The sequence below is a fragment of the Halarcobacter sp. genome (assembly GCF_963676935.1).
GTDB lineage: Bacteria > Campylobacterota > Campylobacteria > Campylobacterales > Arcobacteraceae > Halarcobacter.
On sequence record NZ_OY781470.1, the window covers coordinates 1,470,344 to 1,491,028 of the forward strand.

17 protein-coding genes are annotated in these 20,685 nt (G+C 28.1%); 1 reads left to right on the plus strand and 16 read right to left on the minus strand.

Going from position 1 to position 20,685, the window contains the following annotated elements; all coding sequences use genetic code 11:
* Positions 1-10: 10 nt before the first annotated feature.
* From der to ACKU4C_RS07205, 13 genes are all read right to left on the minus strand, one after another.
* Positions 11-1,438, minus strand: coding sequence for a ribosome biogenesis GTPase Der (gene der, locus ACKU4C_RS07145; protein ID WP_321315697.1), 1,428 nt, complete (start codon positions 1,436-1,438; stop codon positions 11-13).
* A 78-nt stretch (positions 1,439-1,516) separates the two neighbouring features.
* Positions 1,517-2,059: a ribosome hibernation-promoting factor, HPF/YfiA family gene (gene hpf, locus ACKU4C_RS07150; RefSeq protein WP_320034038.1), complete on the minus strand. Its 543-nt coding sequence runs from the start codon at positions 2,057-2,059 to the stop codon at positions 1,517-1,519.
* Positions 2,060-2,380: 321 nt separating this feature from the next.
* Complete coding sequence (gene fliD / locus ACKU4C_RS07155; protein WP_321315702.1) at positions 2,381-3,724, minus strand: flagellar filament capping protein FliD; 1,344 nt, start codon at positions 3,722-3,724, stop codon at positions 2,381-2,383.
* A 13-nt stretch (positions 3,725-3,737) separates the two neighbouring features.
* Entirely contained in the window at positions 3,738-5,345 is a 1,608-nt protein-coding gene (locus ACKU4C_RS07160) for a FlgK family flagellar hook-associated protein (protein ID WP_321315704.1), read from the minus strand.
* An 85-nt stretch (positions 5,346-5,430) separates the two neighbouring features.
* Positions 5,431-6,795 carry a hypothetical protein gene (locus tag ACKU4C_RS07165; RefSeq protein ID WP_321315705.1) on the minus strand — a complete coding sequence of 455 codons (1,365 nt, stop codon included), beginning with the start codon at positions 6,793-6,795 and terminating at the stop codon, positions 5,431-5,433.
* 16 nt (positions 6,796-6,811) lie between these two features.
* Positions 6,812-8,815 carry a flagellar hook-basal body complex protein gene (locus tag ACKU4C_RS07170; protein ID WP_321315707.1) on the minus strand — a complete coding sequence of 668 codons (2,004 nt, stop codon included), beginning with the start codon at positions 8,813-8,815 and terminating at the stop codon, positions 6,812-6,814.
* Between the two features lie 83 nt (positions 8,816-8,898).
* Positions 8,899-9,657: a flagellar hook capping FlgD N-terminal domain-containing protein gene (locus ACKU4C_RS07175; protein WP_321315709.1), complete on the minus strand. Its 759-nt coding sequence runs from the start codon at positions 9,655-9,657 to the stop codon at positions 8,899-8,901.
* 95 nt (positions 9,658-9,752) lie between these two features.
* Entirely contained in the window at positions 9,753-10,967 is a 1,215-nt protein-coding gene (locus ACKU4C_RS07180) for an ArsS family sensor histidine kinase (RefSeq protein WP_321315710.1), read from the minus strand.
* Positions 10,960-11,643, minus strand: coding sequence for a response regulator transcription factor (locus ACKU4C_RS07185; protein ID WP_321315713.1), 684 nt, complete (start codon positions 11,641-11,643; stop codon positions 10,960-10,962). Before ACKU4C_RS07185 ends, ACKU4C_RS07180 begins: the two co-directional genes overlap by 8 nt.
* Positions 11,644-11,707: 64 nt before the next feature.
* Positions 11,708-13,948, minus strand: coding sequence for a DNA translocase FtsK (locus ACKU4C_RS07190; RefSeq protein WP_407933768.1), 2,241 nt, complete (start codon positions 13,946-13,948; stop codon positions 11,708-11,710).
* Between the two features lie 9 nt (positions 13,949-13,957).
* Positions 13,958-14,905, minus strand: coding sequence for a UDP-3-O-(3-hydroxymyristoyl)glucosamine N-acyltransferase (gene lpxD / locus ACKU4C_RS07195; protein ID WP_321315715.1), 948 nt, complete (start codon positions 14,903-14,905; stop codon positions 13,958-13,960).
* Between the two features lie 39 nt (positions 14,906-14,944).
* Complete coding sequence (ilvN, locus tag ACKU4C_RS07200; protein ID WP_321315717.1) at positions 14,945-15,442, minus strand: acetolactate synthase small subunit; 498 nt, start codon at positions 15,440-15,442, stop codon at positions 14,945-14,947.
* Complete coding sequence (locus ACKU4C_RS07205; RefSeq protein WP_321315719.1) at positions 15,435-17,129, minus strand: acetolactate synthase large subunit; 1,695 nt, start codon at positions 17,127-17,129, stop codon at positions 15,435-15,437. Before ACKU4C_RS07205 ends, ilvN begins: the two co-directional genes overlap by 8 nt.
* A gap of 143 nt (positions 17,130-17,272) precedes the next feature.
* On the opposite strand from ACKU4C_RS07205, the gene ACKU4C_RS07210 reads away from it, so the two are divergent.
* A complete protein-coding gene (locus tag ACKU4C_RS07210) occupies positions 17,273-18,064 on the plus strand; it encodes a flagellin (RefSeq protein ID WP_321315720.1) in 792 nt (263 codons plus the stop codon).
* On the opposite strand, the gene ACKU4C_RS07215 is transcribed toward ACKU4C_RS07210, so the two are convergent.
* The 3 genes from ACKU4C_RS07215 to ACKU4C_RS07225 are packed head-to-tail and all read right to left on the minus strand — an operon-like array spanning position 18,059 to position 20,647.
* On the minus strand, positions 18,059-18,973 hold the full coding sequence (locus tag ACKU4C_RS07215) for an exopolyphosphatase (RefSeq protein ID WP_321315722.1): 915 nt from the start codon (positions 18,971-18,973) through the stop codon (positions 18,059-18,061). The two genes, ACKU4C_RS07210 and ACKU4C_RS07215, sit on opposite strands and share 6 nt — an antisense overlap.
* Before the next feature lie 3 nt (positions 18,974-18,976).
* Complete coding sequence (locus tag ACKU4C_RS07220; protein ID WP_321315724.1) at positions 18,977-19,531, minus strand: CDP-alcohol phosphatidyltransferase family protein; 555 nt, start codon at positions 19,529-19,531, stop codon at positions 18,977-18,979.
* Positions 19,532-20,647, minus strand: a complete 1,116-nt coding sequence (locus tag ACKU4C_RS07225) for a GGDEF domain-containing protein (RefSeq protein ID WP_321315727.1) — start codon at positions 20,645-20,647, stop codon at positions 19,532-19,534.
* Positions 20,648-20,685: the final 38 nt, after the last annotated feature.

The window sequence follows — 20,685 nt, forward strand, 5'->3', positions numbered from 1 at the left end:
CTTAAAAAAATTAAAACTCCTCTATCTCTTCCTCGTCAACTTCTCTTTGACCTTTTTTTCTAGCAACAATATGAATAGGTGTACCTTCAAAATTTATGTTATCTCTTAAAAAATTAATCAAATATCTTTTATATGAGAAGTGTAAAAATTTTGGCTTATTCATAATAAGAGCAATTCTTGGAGGCTTTGTTTCAAATTGTGTTGCATAATATATTCTAAGATAATTACCAGCAGGACTAGGTAGTGCATGTCTTATTGTTGCTGTTTCAATTACTTTATTAAGTACAGATGTTGGAATTCTTTGTGAATAATTATCATATATCTCTACTAATTTATCTTTAAGTCTATCTATACTTCTTCCTGTTTTTGCAGAAACTGCGATAATAGGAGCATAATAAAGAAATTTAAATTTACTTCTAACTTTTTCTTCTAATTTTTTAAAGTCATCTGCATTTTCATCCCATTTATTTAAAACAATAATAGTTCCTAAACCATATTCATCTACTAATCCAGCAATTTTTTCATCTAAATCAACTAGTTCTTTAGATGCATCTAATACAACAAGAGCTAAATTTGCTTTTTCTAACATCTCTTTTGTTCTCATTAAAGCAAATTTTTCAATACCTTCAATTCGCCCTCTTCTTCTTAAACCAGCTGTATCTACAAAAGTAATATTTTTATCTTTATATTCAAATGATTCATCAACTGGATCAATTGTAGTACCTGCAATTGATGATACAACAGATCTTTCTTCCCCTACAAGTGCATTTAAAATAGACGATTTTCCAACATTAACTCTTCCTATTATAGCAACTCTTATTTCACCATCATCTTCTACTTTTTGCTTATTTATATCCTCGATTGGGTCAAGAAAATCTTCTAAAAAATCATCACTATCTTCTTCAATAAGAACTTGTGGTTCCTCTTTTCTAGGAGGCAATTGATTTGAAATCCATTCAAAAAGTCTTTTTGTACCTCTATTATGAGAAACAGAAATCCCAAAAAGATTTTCTTCATCGATACCAAACTCATAAAAAGACCAAAGTCTTTCTAACTCTTTATCATTATCAATTTTATTTACAATCAATGCAAGTTTTTTGTTAAGAGCTTGAAGCTCATAAAATAGTTCTTTATCCTTTTCATCTGGTAATCTTTTTCCATCAACCATAAAAAGTATTATATCAGCCTCTTTTGCACACTCTACAGCTTTTTTCTTAACATTTGAAAATATCTCATCATTGGTATCATCAATACCACCAGTATCAAGCATTATTGCATCTCTTTCTAATATTTCTACTTCATGCTTTCTAATATCTCTAGTTGTACCTGCCATATCTGAAACAATAGCAATTCTTTTTTTAGCAATACGATTAAATAGAGATGACTTACCAACATTTGGCTGTCCAATCAATGCAATTTTTTTAAGCTCGTTATTCATTTAAATTAAAATCCTTATAAAATTAAAAAAGGCATTAGCCTAAAAAGACTAATACCTTTAGATAATTTGAATATATTATTAATATAATCCAAATTTTCCTTCTTCTTTTGCTTTGTATAATACTCTTAAGTTATCATCTTTGTCATAGAATACTTTAAATAGATCCTCACTAGCTTTTAAGCTTTCTACAGCCTCTTCAATATCAATTGGTTTATAAGAAGCCAATTTTACAGGTATAATTTCATTTTCATACTTTTCTAATTGAGCAGCTACTTCATCTTGAACTTCAATAGCTTCAACTTCACTAAGCTTAGTAGCTTTGTGTCCTGTAATTTTATCATGATGTCTTCTTAAAACTTTTGAAACTCTATCAACAGCAATGTCAATAGCAGCATATAAGTCTTTATCTTTTTGTTTAACAACAACCGTGTCTAAATGTGCTATATTTAAAGTAAATTCAAAAGTAAATGCTTTTCTTCCGTTTTTTTCTTCTTGAGATATAATTGCACCAACAGATATAATATCTAAATTATATTTTTTAAAAATTTCTATTGAACTATTAACATAATCTTTAATAGGTTCAGTTAATTCTATGTGTCTTCCTACAATACTTGTATTCATAACATACTCCTTTTGCTTATATAATAAATTAATTCTAGCATACAATTGATTAATTAATAGTCATGGTATAAGAAATAATAAGAATAATATTGAAAATCACCTATAATACATAGAAATCAATTCAATAATAATATTGAAATTTTCTGTAGGGTATAACTTTGTGAAATACTGAATGGAGTATTTATTTATAAAATTATGGAGTTTTATTCAAAAAAGTATTTTTTCTTTTTAAATATTCTTAATATGTAGTTGAAGTTATAGTATTTATAATCTTTTTATTATCAAATTCTATAACTTCCAATAAGTATTGGGAAAAAACTATTAATTATCGTTTTTATCCATATTCATTATTAATTTTAATGATGAAAAAGAATTTTCCATTTGTGTAATAATCACTGTATATGCTGCAAACTGACTTGCTAATTGCTGATACTTAGTATCTATTCTTTCTGTTTCTTCCTCTTGAGAATCATTTAAATCTTTAAGTTGCTTAGACAATCTCTCTTCATATGTAGTCATAATTCCATCTAAACTATCCAAATCATCTAAATACGCAGTAATTCTTGTACCAATACCTTCCTTTTCAGCATAACCTATAAATAACTCTTTTAAATCATCATAATTATCAGTAAGTGCTTCAGATAAATCTCCTGCATCAATCTCCATTCGACCATCTTTATTAAAAGAGATTCCATAAACAAAAGCATTCTCTTCGTCTGAAAGTCCATATGTATCATAGAACATGTTTTTTATATCACCTACAATACCTCTTAGGGTACTAGAATCAGAGATTAGAGCAGGGCTATCCTCACTTCCTCTTGTATAAGAATCAACCAACTCAACTAATTCATTATAAACTGTTGCAATTTTATTAATTTGTTCTATAACATAAGTATCATCACGCTCAATTGAAATTGATGCATCTCCCTTTTCTGCTGCAGTAATTATTAATCCATTTTCCATTGTAACTTTATTTGAAGACAAATTATAATCTACACCATCAATTTTAGCTTTCATATTTTGTGCACTTACAACATGGTTTAAGTCATTATCATACCCTAAATTTAAATCACCTGTTTGTCCAATTGTAATAGCATTATCAAGTCCTGTATCCACACTTTTAATAATCATCCTATAAGAGTTATCACCAACTTGCTCCAAGGATGCTTCAATACTTGAATTATAATTAATTTGAGTAACTATCTCTTCGTAAGTTTTATCAGTAGTGTCAAAATCATAAGTTGAACTACCTAGTGTAATACTTAATATTCCTGAATCCATAGTTGCACTTGTATCTGCAATAATATCTGATTGGTATACATCTTTTGTTGCTAATTGATCAACTGTTACAGCAATAGTACCAGGATTGATATTACTAGTATCTGCAGCATTAAAACTTACAGCAGTACCTGTTGTAGTTGCTGAAACTTCATCAAATACATTTGTACTTGTATTATATAAATCAAAACCTTCAATCACTGATAAAAACTCATCAATTTTTGCTGATATTTCATTTACAGCTTCAATTGTAGCTTCACTTTCTTCAATATTTTTTTCTATAGGAGCTATATAAGCATTAGTTTCAGTTTCTTTTAACTTATTAATTAAATCCTGATTTAAATCAACACTTCCTGAACTTCCAAGTCCTAATATTCCATCAGCCATTTTTTATCCTTTACTACATATTTAAAATAGTTTGCAACATCTCATCAACAGCTGTAATAATTTTAGCATTTGCTTCATAAGCTGCTTGATACTGCATTAAATTAATCATCTCTTCATCAGAATTAACTTTTGTTAACTTCTCATAAGTAACTGTCATTGAGTTTAATACTGCATCCTGTGCTTCTTTTAAAGATATATTATCTTCATTATTTACAGAAACATCTTCAAGTAAATTTTTATAAAACTCTTTAAATGAAGTTACTTCACTACTTCTTGAATCAATATTTATATCTTCAGCCCATTGTAATTGAGATATACCTTCTAAATCACTGCCTGAAAGATTAAATGCACTATTTTTTACATATTCAAATGTATTTACACTTGCACCTTTAAACATTGTAGTATCACTATTTTGAGCATATGCTTCTACAAATGCTTTAGTAAAATCATTTAAGGCTCTTTTATAATATAAAATTTCAGATGTTTCAGATGTTAAATTTTCAGACAAAGATTTAAATGAACCACCTGACAGATTTAGTTCATTATTATAAACCACTACACTAACATTATCTGTAGCTTCAACTGAAACATTTGTATCTTTTCCTACAATCGAACCTGCTACATTAATTTTTAAATCGAAGATATTATCTTCTCCACCCTCAATTGATTCAATTATTAAATTATTAGCTGTATCTAATCGAGCTTGTAAATTACCAAATTGTGAATCATTATTTATTTTATCTACAATTTGTTGTTTTAAATCAAAATTTGTTCCACCTGATACATTTGCTGTGATATCTATAGAAATATCATTATTTAAAGTTAAAGTGATAACGTCTCCATCACTAAAATTTGTATCATTTAAATCTGTTGTAGTATATATATCTTTTTGGCTAACATATTCCTCTTTTACACTAAGCTCGTGGAAACTTGTAGTATTAAAAATTAAATTTTCTCCACCCATTTCTAATACATAATTGCCATTTTCAGTACTTATATCAATATTTCCATAATTTGATAATTGATTTTCTAACTGATCTCTTTTATCAAGAAGTTCATTCGATTCACCAGTATCAACCATTTTTTCATTTATATGAGATATTTTCTCTAATATTGAATTTACTTCATCAACTTGATCTTTTAATAAAGATAAATTATCATCTTGAAGCTCTTCCAAATCTGCATAAATACTTTTGATATTATTTATAATCATAGTTGACTGACTATTAAGCTCTGCTTTATATGTTGCAGAAGAAGGGTCTCCTCTCAAAGTTTCTGCTGCTGTAAAAAAATTACTTAATGATGTAGAAAAACCACTATTGGCAGTCTCTTTAAATATTTGTTCTGCGCTGCTTAATGTACTATTTTGTTGAGTATAATAGTTTGAATAACTATTTTGACTTAAAATTTGTGTATACAAATAAGGACTAGTAGTTCTATTTACACCATCAAAAGATACACCATTTCCTATATTAAGACGGATACTTGCAACTTCACTTGTTTGGACAACTCTTTTTTTATAACCTTCCGTATTTTCATTAGCAAGATTATTTGAAGTAACATCTATCGCATATCTTGAAGTTTTAAGACCACTTTGTGCAATATACAATGAATCCATCATAATGAATCCTTTTTTATAATATTTTTAAATAATTTATCTTCAATATTTGAAAACTTGAAGTTAAATAAATATTTCATCTCTTAACCTATCTCATATAATTAACTAAAGACAATTCATTTACTCTACTAATTGTAGAATATAAAGCTGTATAAGTTATCTCTAAAGCTTTTGCTTGAATACCAAGTTCAGTTAAATCTGCTGAACCATACTCTTTTTCTAAAATATTTAAATTAGTCAATTTTGTTGAAACAATACTACCATATGATTCTATAGTACTTGTTCTTGTTCCAACTAAAGAATGGGAAATATTTTGAGATTCAAAAGCTTTATTCATTCTTGCTAAAACGTCTGAAACAACATTTTTTTGATCAGCTACTGTAATTGTATTACCAGCATTGTCTTCTAATCTTAAAGCATTAATAACATTATCTAAATCATCAAAAATAGAACGATGAACTTCAAGTTCAGCAACTGATGTATTTAATGCTGTAAATGTCCCATCCCCATTATCAGTAACACTAATTGGAGTTGTAGAAGTATCCCCATTTATATATAAACTATCAAATGTACCATCATTGTTTGAATCCGTTAATTCCCACTCATTACCATCTTTATCCAATATTATATTATTTGAAGTAAAAGTAAAACTATCTCCATCACTTGATATATTTAATACAACTGTAGAGGTATTATTAGTCATAGTAACTGTACCATCGCCATTATCCGTAACAGGAATAGGAGTTGTAGAAGTATCACCATTAATATATAAGCCATCAAAAGATGTATCACCATTTGTATCAACTAATTGCCAAGTATTTCCATCATCATCCATAACAGTTTCACTTGAATTGAAAGTAAAGGTTTCACCTTGACCATATTTTTGCCCACTACTAGCTTCTGTATCCACATAATAAAATGCTTCAATTCCATTTATTCCTTGTGCTGTGTATGTAGCATCTTCAACATTAATTTTTCTTGTTGAATTATCACTTTGATAAGATATTACTCCTGTAGTAGGGTCTTGACTAAAAGGTGTAAGATTCGTATTTACCCCAGAAAAAAGATATTGACCATCAACTTTTGTATTAGATAAAGCTAAAAGTGATTCTTTATAATCTTCCAATTGTGTAGCAATAATCTCTCTTTGATTTTGTCCTGTAGTATCCGTATTAGCTTCAATTAATTCTGAAATCATTGATTGAGTACTAGTCTTTATTTGAGCCATGGTATCATCACTTGTTGTATTAAAAGCTTTACTTAAATCAATATGTTGACTGATTGAATCGTAACTATTAATATCACCCCTGATACCTAAAATTTTACTATATAAAACAGAATCATCACTTCCATACTCTAAGGCTTCTTGAGTACTAAGTGCCGTATTAACTTTATGATTCAATTTATCTAAAAGCGAAAGATTATAGCTTATTGATGAAAGTGACTTAATCATGGCTAACTCCTATTTATTATCTTTTAAGTTGAATTAAAGTTGTTAAAAGTTCATCTGAAGTTGTAATCGATTTTGAATTCGCTTCAAATGCTCTTTGAAAAACCATTAAATTAACTAAACTCTCACTTAGATCTGCTGTACTAAGTTCTAAGTTCTTTTCATTTACTGTTGTTGAATTATCATTATTAATTGTATATATTGCTGTACCACTTTTTGTTGTTTCTTTTAATAGATTATCACCAATTGATTCTAATCCAATATTATTTGCAAACTGAGCAATTGCAATTTGTCCAATTACAAAATCAACACCATCTTGTGTCATAGTTACTAAACCTGTTTCATCAACAGATATTTCTCCAAATGATTCATCTGTTAAACCTAAAGAGTCAAGTTTTAATTGTAAAGATGTTCTTGAAGTCTCTTGGTCAACTGTAGAGATTATTTGCATAAACTCTGCACCTGCACCAGTATTACCACTTAATTCTAAATTTTTATCTTTTCTATACTCAGTACCATTATCAAAATATCTCATAACACCAGAGAACTCTTCACCTGTAGTATTTGATTTTATTACTAGTTGTCCATTTACTAATTCAGCTGAAACTTTATCAGTTATTTCAGGTGTAGCAGCTGAATTAATCTGACTGATTAAACTAGCTACTGCTTGATCATAAGTTAAACCTGTAGCAGTTGTAAGAGTATAATCAGTACCATCTATACTCATAGTATAAGATAATGTATCATTAGCATTATCCCAAACTATAGGATTTCCATTATCATCTGCAACAACATCTGCTTCTCTATATACATCATATTGCTTACCTGCAACTGCTGATCTTAAAGCTCTCATTGCAGAATCAACTGCACCCTGCCCTGTACCTTGAACTGAATCAGTAATTGTAGTAGATGTACCTTGAACCTCTATATTATCTGATGATTCTGCAATATCACCTATAACAAACTCTTCACCAGGGATAATTGATTCAATCATTATTCGTCCATTTATTACATCTGAAAAGGCAGTTGAAGGGTTATTTGCTGCTGAAACATCAATAGTATATGCATTTAAACCTGTAATATTTGAAATTCTATCAGCCATAGCTTTATATGTTGCAGCTCTACTTGCTAAAACATCATAATCCCCTTGACCATCAGAATTTCCATCACCATCTAAATCACCAATACCAGTTCCTACTGCAGTAACAAATTCTGGTGTTGCAATCTCTTGAACATAATCTTGTGTATATTTATCTCCATTGATAAATACATAGATTTGTTCACCCTCTGCGTTTAATGAACTACTACCTCCATCTGGAAAATCTATTACTGTTCTTTGAGCTTGAGAAGGTGAAGAAGTTGCTTCTGGATTCTCTGCGTATTTGCTTAAGGCATTATTATAGTTTGTTACTAAAGCTTCAATATCAGAAATCTTTGAAGCATAGTTTTTAATACCTGAACCTGTTAATACAAGAGAGTCACTTCTTGCACTCTCCGCATAATCAGTCATTTTTGCTGCATAAGTTTCAACTCTTGAAGGAAATTTTACAACTTGATTACCTGCAATTTCAGTAAAGAATTGATTAAATGATGTCCAGTTATTATTTGTAGATATTATGTCACTTGATGGATCAACTGGACTCATAGCCCATCCTTGAACCTCATAACCATTTGCATCTTGAAGGGTTCCATTATCACCCATCCTCATATTTCCCGCTCTAGTATATAAAGTTTCAGAAGTACCTGTGGAATCTACATTCCTTACAACAAAGAAACCATCTCCATATAAAGCTAAGTCATATGAAGATTCTGTTCCTTTCATACTTCCTTGAGTATATTGTTTTTCAGCATTAGTTACTCTAGAACCTTTACCAATACTATCTTGATACATCATATCTGCAAATGAAACCCTAGAGGCTTTATAACCTATTGTATTAACATTCGCTACATTGTTTGATTCATTATCAATTGCAGATTGAGCCGTTTTTAATCCTGAAATTCCAGTCCATAATGCACCAATCATTGTAAATCCTTTTTCTTAAAATTCAATTTTTTTTAAATATGTAACTATTATACCTAAAATATCTATAAATAGCTACTTTTTCATTAGTATATCTTTGATACACTCGAATATGGCAAGGTATCTGCTTCTTCAGCATAAGTTGTAACATTATTTTGAGTGTATTTCAAATCTATTCCAGAAGAAGCTATTCCACTTCCACCATTTTCAACATACATTTTTATAGAATAAGTATCATCAGCATTTTTTGAAACCGCAGCAGATACACCACTTATTGCATTTAATTCTTCTGCAAATTCATCATATGTTTTATCTTTTGTACTAAGTTTATGCTCTTTTCCGTTAGAATCATAAACAGTGAAATAATCATTTTCATCTGTTGACCCTAAAGAATCAAATTTATCCTCTGTTGACCCTATTATATATTCATCATAATAACCTGTAATTTCATATGCTGTTAAAGTTACATTACCATCTTTCCCTTCAACAGAATAAACTTTATATTGTTTTGGATCTCCTGAATCATTTTTAGTTCCTGCTTCAACTAAGTGTCCAATTAAAGAACTAGCATCTGACATAGCACTTTGATTAAGCCCTGCTGTAATATTTTCCATAGCATTTACAATTGAAGTGTTTGCTTCTAAAGTTGATAATTGCAATTGTGAATCCATCATTGAAGCAGCATCAACAGGTTTTGTTGGATCTTGCATCTTAAGTTCTGTTAACATAAGATTAATAAAATCTTCACTTTTTAACCCCTCTTTTGATACTCCAGTAGTATATGTATTTCCATAAGCATCTGTTGCACTTGTTGTTTTAACACCATCAGTTGATGTAGTTGCCATGGCTAACTCCTTAATGTTTACTGTTATTACAGTAGAAAATATAACTCTACTGTTAATTATATTATCTAAAAGTAAATAAAAAGTAACAAAATGGCTTAAAATTGTATTTTAAAAATGTGATAATTTTCATTAAAGTAATAATATAGATTGTATCCATGACGTTTTATAATACTATTTGTAATATAAAGACCTAAGCCTAGACCTTTATCAATTGATTCATAATCTCTGTTAAAGGGTTTTAAATATTCATCAAAAGGTTTTTTCAATGGTTTTCCATGATTTTTAATAATTAAAGAATCCTTACTAATAACAATTTCAGGTTTTCCTTCTGTATTGTATCTCATAGCATTGTCGATAAGATTTTTTAAAGATATTGCAAAAAGTTCATAATCTACATATATAGTTGTTAAATTTGTATATATATCAACTTGTGATTTATCAATCAATAGAATATCCAAAGATTGATCAAGTAAATCAATAACTCTATACTCTTTTCTTTCTAAAGTAATTTGTCCTGATGTTAATTCTTCTAATTTAACAAACTCTTCTAAAAGATACTCTAATCTTGAAAATGCTCTTTTTAGAATATCTTTTTTCTTTCCCTCTTCTAATGTATCAGAAACTAATTTTCCTTTTGTAATTGGTGTTTTAAGTTCATGCAAAATATTACGTAGAAAGAGTTTTCTAGAGCTATTTAGATCTCTGATTTTTTCAATAGCATTATTAAATTCATTTGAGACTTGTGCTATTTCATCATCACCATCAATAGTTGTATTAATTTCTAAACTACCTTCAGAAAATTTGTTTATTTCATTTTTTAACTTAATCAAAGGCTTTAATTTTTTAAATAAAAAATAATAAAACCAAACTAATAAAATATCAATAAAAACTAAGACTATTATCCAAAAGTACTTATTTTTAGATAAAAATGATTTATCAATCAATAATATCTCTAGTGGTTTAGGATTAAAATATATAAAAACTTCATTATTATATTTATATAAGTTTATTATATCTTCTTTACTATCAAACTTTATTTTTTCTGGCTTTTTACTTATTAAATCATTAAATGAAAGCTCTGCTAATTGCATATTAAAAGTAGAAATTTTTTCATTTATTATTTTATTTGATAAACCTAATCTAATATCTTTTTCAACTGTTTTAATAACTGATATATATTTTTCAGATAATAAAGCTTGATAATTTTTATAATCAAATGAAAACTGCAGATAAATCAATGAATTTATAATTATAAAAATTAAAAAGAAAAATAGTGTTATTTTAAAAAAGATAGAATTTCTTTTATCCATTAACCAGTTTATAGCCAACTCCTCTTATTGAATGTATATATTTTGGTTTTTTAGAATTTTCTTCAATTTTATTTCTAACTCTACCTATTAATACATCAATACTCTTATAACTACTTTCATACTTAATTGAATCAACATTGGACAACAACTCTTCACGGGATACAACAAAACCTGCTTTTTTTATCAAATATGCTAAGATATGATATTCTGCATTAGTAAGATTTAAAACTTTTTCTTCTTTTAAAATCTCCATTTTTTCTTCATTTAAAACAAAAATAGCTGTGTTGTCTTTTTTATTTTCATCCGATTCATCAATGTTGCATCTTCTAAGTATAGATTTAATCCTAAATATTAATTCTTGGGTGTCATAAGGTTTTGGCATATAATCATCAGCACCTAAACTAAAGCATGCAGCTTTATCACTTATATTTGAACGTGCACTAGAAATAATAATTGGTGTACTATAGTGTTCACGTATCATTCTACACACATCTATACCATCTATTTCAGGTAAAGATAAATCTAAAATAATTAAATCATATTTCTTTAATCTAAGTGCTGATATTGCTAATTCTGGGGAGTCATAGTTTGTTACATTTATATTATGCTGTTTTAAATAATCTATTAAAATATCAGCTAATTCTAAATCATCTTCAATCATCAATATTTCTATCAACCTATATCCTTTTATAGAAATAATTTTAGTGAACAAGACTAAATAAAAAGTAACAAACTACACTTTAAATAAGTATTTCTCTATTTCCTTTTGCATTTGCTTCAGATAAAACGCCTGTTTGTTCTAACTGTTCTACTATAGTTGCTGCTCTATTATAACCAATTCTTAGTTTTCTTTGAATATATGAAATAGATGTTTTTTTATCATTTAATACAACATCTTTTGCATCTTCATAAAGTTCATCAAGTTCACCCATTTCTAAAGAGCCTGAACCATTACTTAATGCTGAATCAGTTTTATCTTTAACAAAATTCATATCATATTCAACTTCTCTTTGATCTTTTAAGAAATCTACAACACTTTCGATTTCTGTTTCCATTGACCAAGGAGCATGAAGTCTAACTAAACCTGAAGTTCCTGGAGGAGTAAACAACATATCCCCTCTTCCTAATAAAGATTCTGCACCTAAAGAATCAAGAATAATTTTTGAATCAACTTTTTGACCAACTTTATATGATAATCTACTAGGAAGATTTGCTTTAATTAATCCTGTAACAACATCCACAGAAGGTCTTTGTGTTGCAACTATTAGGTGAATTCCAGAAGCTCTTGCCATTTGAGCAAGTCTGGCAATTGATAACTCAACATCTTTTCCACTTGTCATCATCAGGTCAGCTAACTCATCAATAACTACTACTATATATGGAATAGCTTCAAAACCATCTCTTTTTGCTTTTTCATTATAACTTTCTATATTTTTTGTCTTTGTTTTAGACATCAAAGTATATCTTCTTTCCATCTCTGCAACCATATTAGATAAAGCATTAATTGCATCAGTTGGTTTTGTTATAACAGGAGTTAAAAGATGTGGTATTTCATTATACATAGAAAACTCTAACATCTTAGGATCAATCATTACAAGCTTTAAATTATCTGGCGAGTTTTTATATAATAAAGATAAAATCATAGAGTTAATACCAACTGATTTACCTGAACCTGTAGTTCCTGCAATAAGTAAATGTGGAAGCTTTTTTAAATCTGTAATAAAAGGTTTTCCAACAATATCTTTACCTAAAATCATTGTTAAAGGTGATTTTGCATTTTGGAAAATTTCACTCTCTAAAAGCTCTCTAATATAGATAGTTTGAGTATCATCATTTGGAACTTCAATACCTACTACATCTTTACCTGGGATTGGGGCTTGGATTCTTATAGTTTGAGCTTTTAAAGCCATTGCTAAATCATCTTGAAGATTAAGTATTTTTGAAACCTTTACATTAGGTGCAGGTTTAAATTCAAAAGTTGTTACAACAGGTCCTGTATAAGTTCTTACTACATCACCTTCAATTTTAAACATCAATAGTTTTTCTAATAAATCTTCAATTTTTTTATCAATTTGAGCTTCTGATACTTTTGATTTTTTCTCTTTTGGTGCACTTTGGAAAAATTTAGTAGATGGCAATTCAAAATCTTTTGGTTTTTCTGTATTACCTAGTTCTATTTCATCTTGTAGTTTTTTATTCTCTTCTAATTCATCTACAATTAATGCATGAGGTTGCTCGACATCAATAACATCTTCAATCTCATTATCATCTTCAATAAACTCTTTTTCTTCTATAGAATTAACTTCATTTTCTTCTTGAGAGAGTGTAATTATATTTAAATCATCAACTTCAATATTAGCTATCTCACTTTCATCAACTTCTTCTATAATAATCTCAGCTACATCACCATCATTTTTAACTTTTACTTTGTCTTCTGATGATGAAGAAGCTACTCTTTTCTCTCTTTTATCTTTTCTTTTATTTTCAATTCTTTTAGGTTTTACTGCTGTATTAACTCTTTTAAAATTTGGAACAATTTTTTTTGCATTGAAATTAATATTAGAATCTTCAAATAAAATCATTAAAGATATAATAAGCCCTATAACTAAGAATATCCATAAACCAACATTACCAATAAATGGAAACATTGAAGATATTATATAGTTTCCAATCTCACCTGAGTAAATACCTTTTCCTACTACTAAAGATTGAAAAATCAATAAAGAGATTAAAAGCAAAATTACAGATAAACTTTTTATACTAAAATCTTTTAAATCAAAATCTTTTTTAAAATTTAAAATATACAAAGGGTATAAAAATAAAATCAAATAGATATATGATAAAAAGCCAAAATATTGATGTGAAAATGTTGCAAAAAGGAAACCTATTTTTCCAACACTAATCTTATCACTAACAAATGTAGCATATTCAAAATAAACAATAATAAATAAAAAGATTGATGATAAAATTTTCTTAACTATGATAGACCCTTATTTTAATAATTTTGCAATTCTTCCTTGAAGTTTTAGCCATTGTCTATGTTCAAACAATGGAAAACCAGCCCACTGCTTTTTAGGAGTTGTAATTGATTTTGTGACCCCTCCTCTTGCAGCAATTGTAGTAAAAGGTGCAACCTCAAGATGTCCTGCCGTTGCACTTTGTCCACCCATAATAACATACTCATGTAATGTTGTTGAACCAGATAAACCAACTTGACCTGTTAAAATTGAACCTGTTCCAATCTTACAGTTATGTGCAATGTGGATTAAATTATCTAATCTAACTCCATCAGATATTATTGTAGATTTAAATACAGCCCTATCTATTGAAGTATTAGAACCAATCTCTACATCATTTCCAATAACAACATTTCCATTTTGATAAATCTTTATATATTTACCATCTTTTGTATTAGCAAAACCAAAACCATCACTGCCTACAACAGTTCCTGAGTGAATAATACAATCACTACCAACTACACAATCTCTGTAAATAGTCACATTTGGATGTAAGATTGTATTATCACCAATTGATACATTATCTCCAATAAATACACCAGCCATTATCTTACAATTTTTACCAACTTTACTATTTTTACCTAAATATACATTTGGCATAATAATTGTATCAGTACCTACTATACAATCTTCACCTTCATCTTCAATCACTTTAGGTGCAAAAAGTTTTGATGCATATGCTAGGTTTAGATAAGGTTCTTCACATACTAAAGCAATTGAAGTATTAGGAACTAAAGAAGCAAACTCTTTTTTAACTAAAACAGCTGCTGCTTTTGTATTTTTTAAATCGTTTATATATTTTTTATTTTCTAAAAATGTTAATTCGTTTTCATTTGAGTCAAGTAGAGTATTTAAGCCAACTATTTCAACTTCACTTGAAGAGTCTAAATTTAAAACCTTTGCTATTTCATTAAGTTTCAATTTATATTTCCTTATAAAAATAGAAAGATAAGATTACTCTTATCTTTCCATCGCTACTACACCACTTTTTACTACTTCAAGTGGTTTAAATTTGCTCATAATATTTGTAAAATTTGCAATTCTACTAGGAGCATCTGTTGCAGAGATAACAATAGCATCATCAGTTACATTTTGTATATGTCCATTATATGCTCTTGCTATTACATCTATGTCACTAAGAGGTTGATCAATTGGTATTTTAATTAATACTGTCTCTTTTTCTATTACATTTTGATGTTCGTTTACTTTTAATACTGGTATTAACTTATTCAGTTGCTTTACAATTTGATCTATAATTCTTTTATCACCAGTTGTAACTATAGTCATTCTCGAATATTCACTTCCTGAAATTGGTGCAACTGTTAGAGAATCAATATTATATCCCCTTGCTGAAAATAAACCTACAATTCTAGATAATACATTGTGTTCATTTATCACAATCACAGAGATAACCTGTCTTGCAATTTCAGTATCATAATAGTGGTTAAAATTATTCATTGTTATCTCCTAAAAGTGTCATTTCATTTAATGCATGTCCATTTGGTACCATTGGCAATACAATCTCATCTCTTGAAACAACAACATCAATCATTGCTGGTTTTTTCTTTTCAATTGCATCTTTTAATGCTTCATCAAACTCTTTTTTAGTTGTAACTCTATATCCAACTCCTCCAAATGCTTCAACAAGCATTTTAAAGTCTGGTTGCATAGAAAGGTCAGTCTCTGATAATCTATTTTCATAAAATAGTGTTTGCCACTGTCTAACCATTCCTAAATAGTTGTTGTTTAGAATAATATTAATTACTGGTAAATCAGCTTCAACACAAGTCATTAACTCTTGAATGTTCATTAAAATTGAACCATCACCTGTAAAGTTAATAGAAACTTTGTCTTTATTTCCTCTTGCAACGCCCATAGCTCCTGGAAGACCAAATCCCATAGTTCCTAATCCACCTGAAGTATTAAACTGTCTTGGATAAGAAAATGGATAAAACTGTGCTGTCCACATTTGATGTTGTCCAACATCAGTAGAGATAATAGCATTTTCACCTAATGTTTGCCCTACTCTTTCAATAACCCATTGTGGTTTAATTGTAGAATCAGAATCGTTATATCTTAAAGGCTCTTTTTCTCTATAATCTTTAAGTAATGAAACCCAATTTGTATAATCATTAAATTCCATATCTTTTGCAGCTTCAAGCATACCTTCAACAGTAACTTTCAAGTCTCCAACAATTGGATAATTTGTATGTACAAGTTTAGCAATTGAAGTTGGATCAATATCGATATGAACTACTTTTGCTTTTTTAGCAAATTCATCCAATCTTCCTGTTACCCTATCATCAAATCTTGCACCAAGTGAGATGATACAATCTGTATCATGAGCTGCCATATTTGCAGCAAACTCTCCATGCATACCTAACATACCAATTAATAATGGATGATCATTACCCATTACACCTCTTGCCATCAATGTTTCAACTACAGGTATATTTGTTAGTTCAGCAAGTTCTCTTATTACATAAGAACAATTTGCTAAAACAGCTCCTCCACCTACATAAAAAATTGGTTTTTTTGACGTTGAAATTGCAGTCATTGCTTTTTTCAATTGTCTTTTATTGTAATTAACTGTAGGTTTATATGTTGGTAAATTAACCTCTTTTGGATATTTAAATTCTGCTAGTTCAGCTGTTATATCTTTAGGTATATCAACATGGACAGGTCCTGGTCTTCCAGTACTTGCTATATGAAATGCCTCTTTTATAATTCTTGGTAAATCCTTAATATCATTTACTAAATAATTGTGTTTAGTACAAGGTCTTGAGATACCTACTGCATCAATTTCCTGAAAACCATCTGTTCCAATAATTGTAGTTGGAACCTGACCAGAGATCACTACTAATGGAATTGAATCCATGTATGCATCTGCTAGACCTGTAACTGCATTTGTAAACCCTGGACCAGAAGTAACTATTGCAACACCAACTTTTCCTGTTGATTTAGCATAACCTTCTGCGGCATGAATTGCAGCTTGTTCATGTCTAGTTAATATATGTTGAAAAAACCCTTGTTTATAAATTTCATCGTAGACATTCATAATAGCGCCACCAGGGTATCCAAATACTACTTCAACCCCTTCCTCTCTTAATGATTCAGTAACCATTTTTGCGCCACTTATTTTCATTGTCTCTCCTATTATAAATTAGTCAAAAATTATACTCAAAATGTTATTAATACTATCTTTAATTAGTTGATTGGGGGGATTTTAAGTTTATTTTAAATTAATGATAAGTTCTGTAGAATAAGTAGAGTTTCAAAAGGAATAATATGGATGTAAATAGCATAGAAAACGGGCTTGTTTCATTAAACAATACACCTCAAAAAATTAATAAAAAATCTGATACATCAGTTGTTCACAATGATAAAGAAGACTCTTTTTCCCTTTACATAAAAGATTATAATAAAAAAAGAGATGAATTATCCTCTTCTCTTCAAGCTTTTAATGAAGGTATTGCAATTACAAAAATTGCTATAAGAGGGTTAGAAAAAGAACAAAATTCTTTAAGAGATATTGAGATTTCACTCTCTTTAAATAATGAATATAATGATAAAAACAATATTAAAAAATCTATTTTAGAGGAGTTGCAAAACTTTAAAGAGATTGCTTATGATACAAAATATAAAAGAGAAAAACTAATTGCAGTTGATGATTTTGAAGAGAATCTAAGAATAGAAATTTTTACTAAAGAATCTTATTTTTCAATAGAAAAACCAAATACCCCAATTATTGCATCTTTAGTAACACAAAATATTAATAAAAGTGATTTGAATAATCAAGCAAGCCTTGATAAATTGATTCTTTCTGTAGAAAAAGCTATAAATGAGTTAAAAAATATAGAATCACAATTTGATGAATTACATAATAATTTAGTCCAAAGTGCTAAAAAATCTATTCAAGATCAAGTCAATTTATCTAATCAAAACAAAAGAAAAAAAAGCATTGACTTTACAGAAGAAGTTAATAATTTTTCAAAAGACAAAGTTAAAGCAAACTCTGGATATCTAGTAACTTCACAAGCAAATATAGTACAAGATCAAAGTGTTGATTTATTATCATAAACTGTTTTGCATACAATAGTTTACAGCAACACCTTCTCTTAATCCATCATCTAATACAATAGATTCTTTTTTTTCTAGAACCTCAAAAATAGCTCTGTAAATATATATACCAACCTCAATAAATTCAACTCTACCTTTTCCAACAAGTTTTGTTATAGTAGCTTCATCACTATTTTCAAATATTTTTAAACAATCCTTTAGATCATCTAAATTTACTATTGTTCCATTTACTTTATTTTTATCATAATGAAAAAAGTCTTGTCCTAATTTAACAGCTGCTATTGTTGTTGGAGTTCCTGCAGTTGCTACAAATGTATAATTATTTAAATCAAAATTTAAACTAGATAAAAAGTTATTAATCTCACTTTTATATTCAGATAATTGTTTTAATAAATCATTTTTTGAAAGATATTTTTGTGTTAAAGTAACAATTCCAAAATTAAAACTTTTAGAATAAAATTTATCTTCATTATTTACAATTATCTCTGTTGAACCACCACCAATATCCAATAATACAAAATTTGAAGAGTTTATTTTTTCTCTTTTTAAAGCATACTTAACAGCTAAAAGAGTTAATCTTGCCTCTTCTGAACCATCAATGATTTTAAAATCTACACCTATCTCTTTTTTAAAGTATGCTAAAACTTCTTTGTTATTTTTTGCCATTCGCATTGCTGCAGTTGTAACACATATAGCATCTTCTGGTAAATAATTTAATTTTTGTATTGATTTTCTTAAAGCTTTTATAACTCTTTGTTGAGCTTCATTAGAGATAAGACCTGTTGTATTAAGGCCATCAGCCATACCTACAACTTCATTGTACTCATCAACTATTTTACTATTTTTACAATCATATATTAAAACTCTAAAAGAGTTAGAACCTAAATCTATAGTAGTTATTTTATCCATTAACTATGGATGCTTTATTTTTAATTTTGAATTTAGTAAAAAACCTATGATAATCATAAATATTAAGACAACATTCTCATTTATAATTCCTGTAAGCCAAACAAGATAAACAACCCAAAGAAGTATAGCTCCTAAAGGAGTGGGAACACCAGTAAAATATTTTTCTACTGACCCTTCTTCGGCATTAATATTAAATTGAATTAATCTTCTTAATCCAGAAATTACATAATAAATAAAAGCAAAGGCAACTAAAGGAGTAAAAAGCATCATCTCTTTTCCATCAATTACTGCAAAAAATATAAACATAGTTGGAACAATAACAAATGATAAAAAGTCTGCAAAAGAATCTAACTGAATCCCAAACTCAGTTGATAAGTTATACTTTCTCGCTATTTTTCCATCTACAATATCAAATCCTCCCGCAAGCCATGCAAATAATGCACTTGCTAAAAAATTTTCATGTGTTAAATAATATATTGCCATCATTCCTGCTGCAATATTAAAAAATGTAGCCAAATTAGCTAAATTAAAGTGACTACTTTTATCAAATAAAAACATCTATTTTACCTCTTCATTATAAATTCTATATTGATTTCTTCCATTCTCTTTTGATCGATAAAGAGACTCATCAGCCATTTTATACAGCTTATTGCATGAGATGTAAGAATTAGCTTCATATATTACTGCTCCAATAGAAATAGTAACTACATTTGAGATTTTACTATTTTTATGCTCAATATTTAATGATTCTATATTTTTATTTACATCTGCTAAACAATCTTTTAAAATATCTTCATCAATATCAAACAGTATTACACCAAACTCTTCTCCACCTAATCTAAAAACATATTCATACTCTCTATTAAAATAGTTCTTAAGAGTACTAGCTACACTTTTTAAGGTTAAATCTCCCATATCATGGCCATAAGTATCATTGTATTGCTTAAAAAAATCTATATCTAAAATCACAAAAGCACTTTTCCAATTGTTTGCATTGGAAATAAAGGGCATATTATCAAAAATTTTATCAAAATATTTTCTATTGTATAATTTTGTCATGCCATCTGTTATAGATTCTAATTTATATTTTTTAGTAAGAATTTTCAGTTGATTATCTTTTTTTATAATTGAATAAATAATAAAAGCTATAAAAAGGAAAGAGATAACAACAAGAATTATCATATTATAAAAAAGATAATCTTTCATAGATGAGTATTCAGCTAAAAACTCTCTTCTTTTCTTATAAGCAACTTTTTTTTCATGTTCTTTTAAAAAATTGATTTTCTCTATCATTAAATTATATGTAGAAAACTTAGCTTTAAAAGTCAGTGAATTTAATATATCTTTGTTAATTTTATCTACTACTTTTCTTTCTTCGTCAGCTTTGTATGAATTATTATAATAATCCCATTCTTTTTTTATTTTTTTAAAATAAGGAGTTCTATTACACTTTTTATGAGTTTTCATACAAACAATTAAATCAGAAAATAAGTCATCTAAAGTATGCAATTTTAAAACAGGAATATAATTACCAAAATATATATAATCTATTCGTTTTTTTAACTTATCAATTTGAGAATTAAACATAAAAGCTGATGTAAATAATGATAAAAGGATAATTACAATTAGTACACCTAATTTAAAACTTAAACTTTTGTAGAACTCTTTTTTCATGGATGTTATTATAGCTAAAAAACTAATAAATTTTATTA

Excerpts from the sequence above, each read along its gene's own strand:
- der (WP_321315697.1), bottom strand. The coding sequence starts at position 1,438 with ATGAATAACGAGCTTAAAAAAATTGCATTGATTGGACAGCCAAATGTT.
- hpf (WP_320034038.1), bottom strand. The coding sequence starts at position 2,059 with ATGAATACAAGTATTGTAGGAAGACACATAGAATTAACTGAACCTATT.
- fliD (WP_321315702.1), bottom strand. The coding sequence starts at position 3,724 with ATGGCTGATGGAATATTAGGACTTGGAAGTTCAGGAAGTGTTGATTTA.
- ACKU4C_RS07160 (WP_321315704.1), bottom strand. The coding sequence starts at position 5,345 with ATGATGGATTCATTGTATATTGCACAAAGTGGTCTTAAAACTTCAAGA.
- ACKU4C_RS07165 (WP_321315705.1), bottom strand. The coding sequence starts at position 6,795 with ATGATTAAGTCACTTTCATCAATAAGCTATAATCTTTCGCTTTTAGAT.
- ACKU4C_RS07170 (WP_321315707.1), bottom strand. The coding sequence starts at position 8,815 with ATGATTGGTGCATTATGGACTGGAATTTCAGGATTAAAAACGGCTCAA.
- ACKU4C_RS07175 (WP_321315709.1), bottom strand. The coding sequence starts at position 9,657 with ATGGCAACTACATCAACTGATGGTGTTAAAACAACAAGTGCAACAGAT.
- ACKU4C_RS07180 (WP_321315710.1), bottom strand. The coding sequence starts at position 10,967 with ATGGATAAAAGAAATTCTATCTTTTTTAAAATAACACTATTTTTCTTT.
- ilvN (WP_321315717.1), bottom strand. The coding sequence starts at position 15,442 with ATGAATAATTTTAACCACTATTATGATACTGAAATTGCAAGACAGGTT.
- ACKU4C_RS07205 (WP_321315719.1), bottom strand. The coding sequence starts at position 17,129 with ATGAAAATAAGTGGCGCAAAAATGGTTACTGAATCATTAAGAGAGGAA.
- ACKU4C_RS07210 (WP_321315720.1), top strand. The coding sequence starts at position 17,273 with ATGGATGTAAATAGCATAGAAAACGGGCTTGTTTCATTAAACAATACA.
- ACKU4C_RS07215 (WP_321315722.1), bottom strand. The coding sequence starts at position 18,973 with ATGGATAAAATAACTACTATAGATTTAGGTTCTAACTCTTTTAGAGTT.
- ACKU4C_RS07220 (WP_321315724.1), bottom strand. The coding sequence starts at position 19,531 with ATGTTTTTATTTGATAAAAGTAGTCACTTTAATTTAGCTAATTTGGCT.
- ACKU4C_RS07225 (WP_321315727.1), bottom strand. The coding sequence starts at position 20,647 with ATGAAAAAAGAGTTCTACAAAAGTTTAAGTTTTAAATTAGGTGTACTA.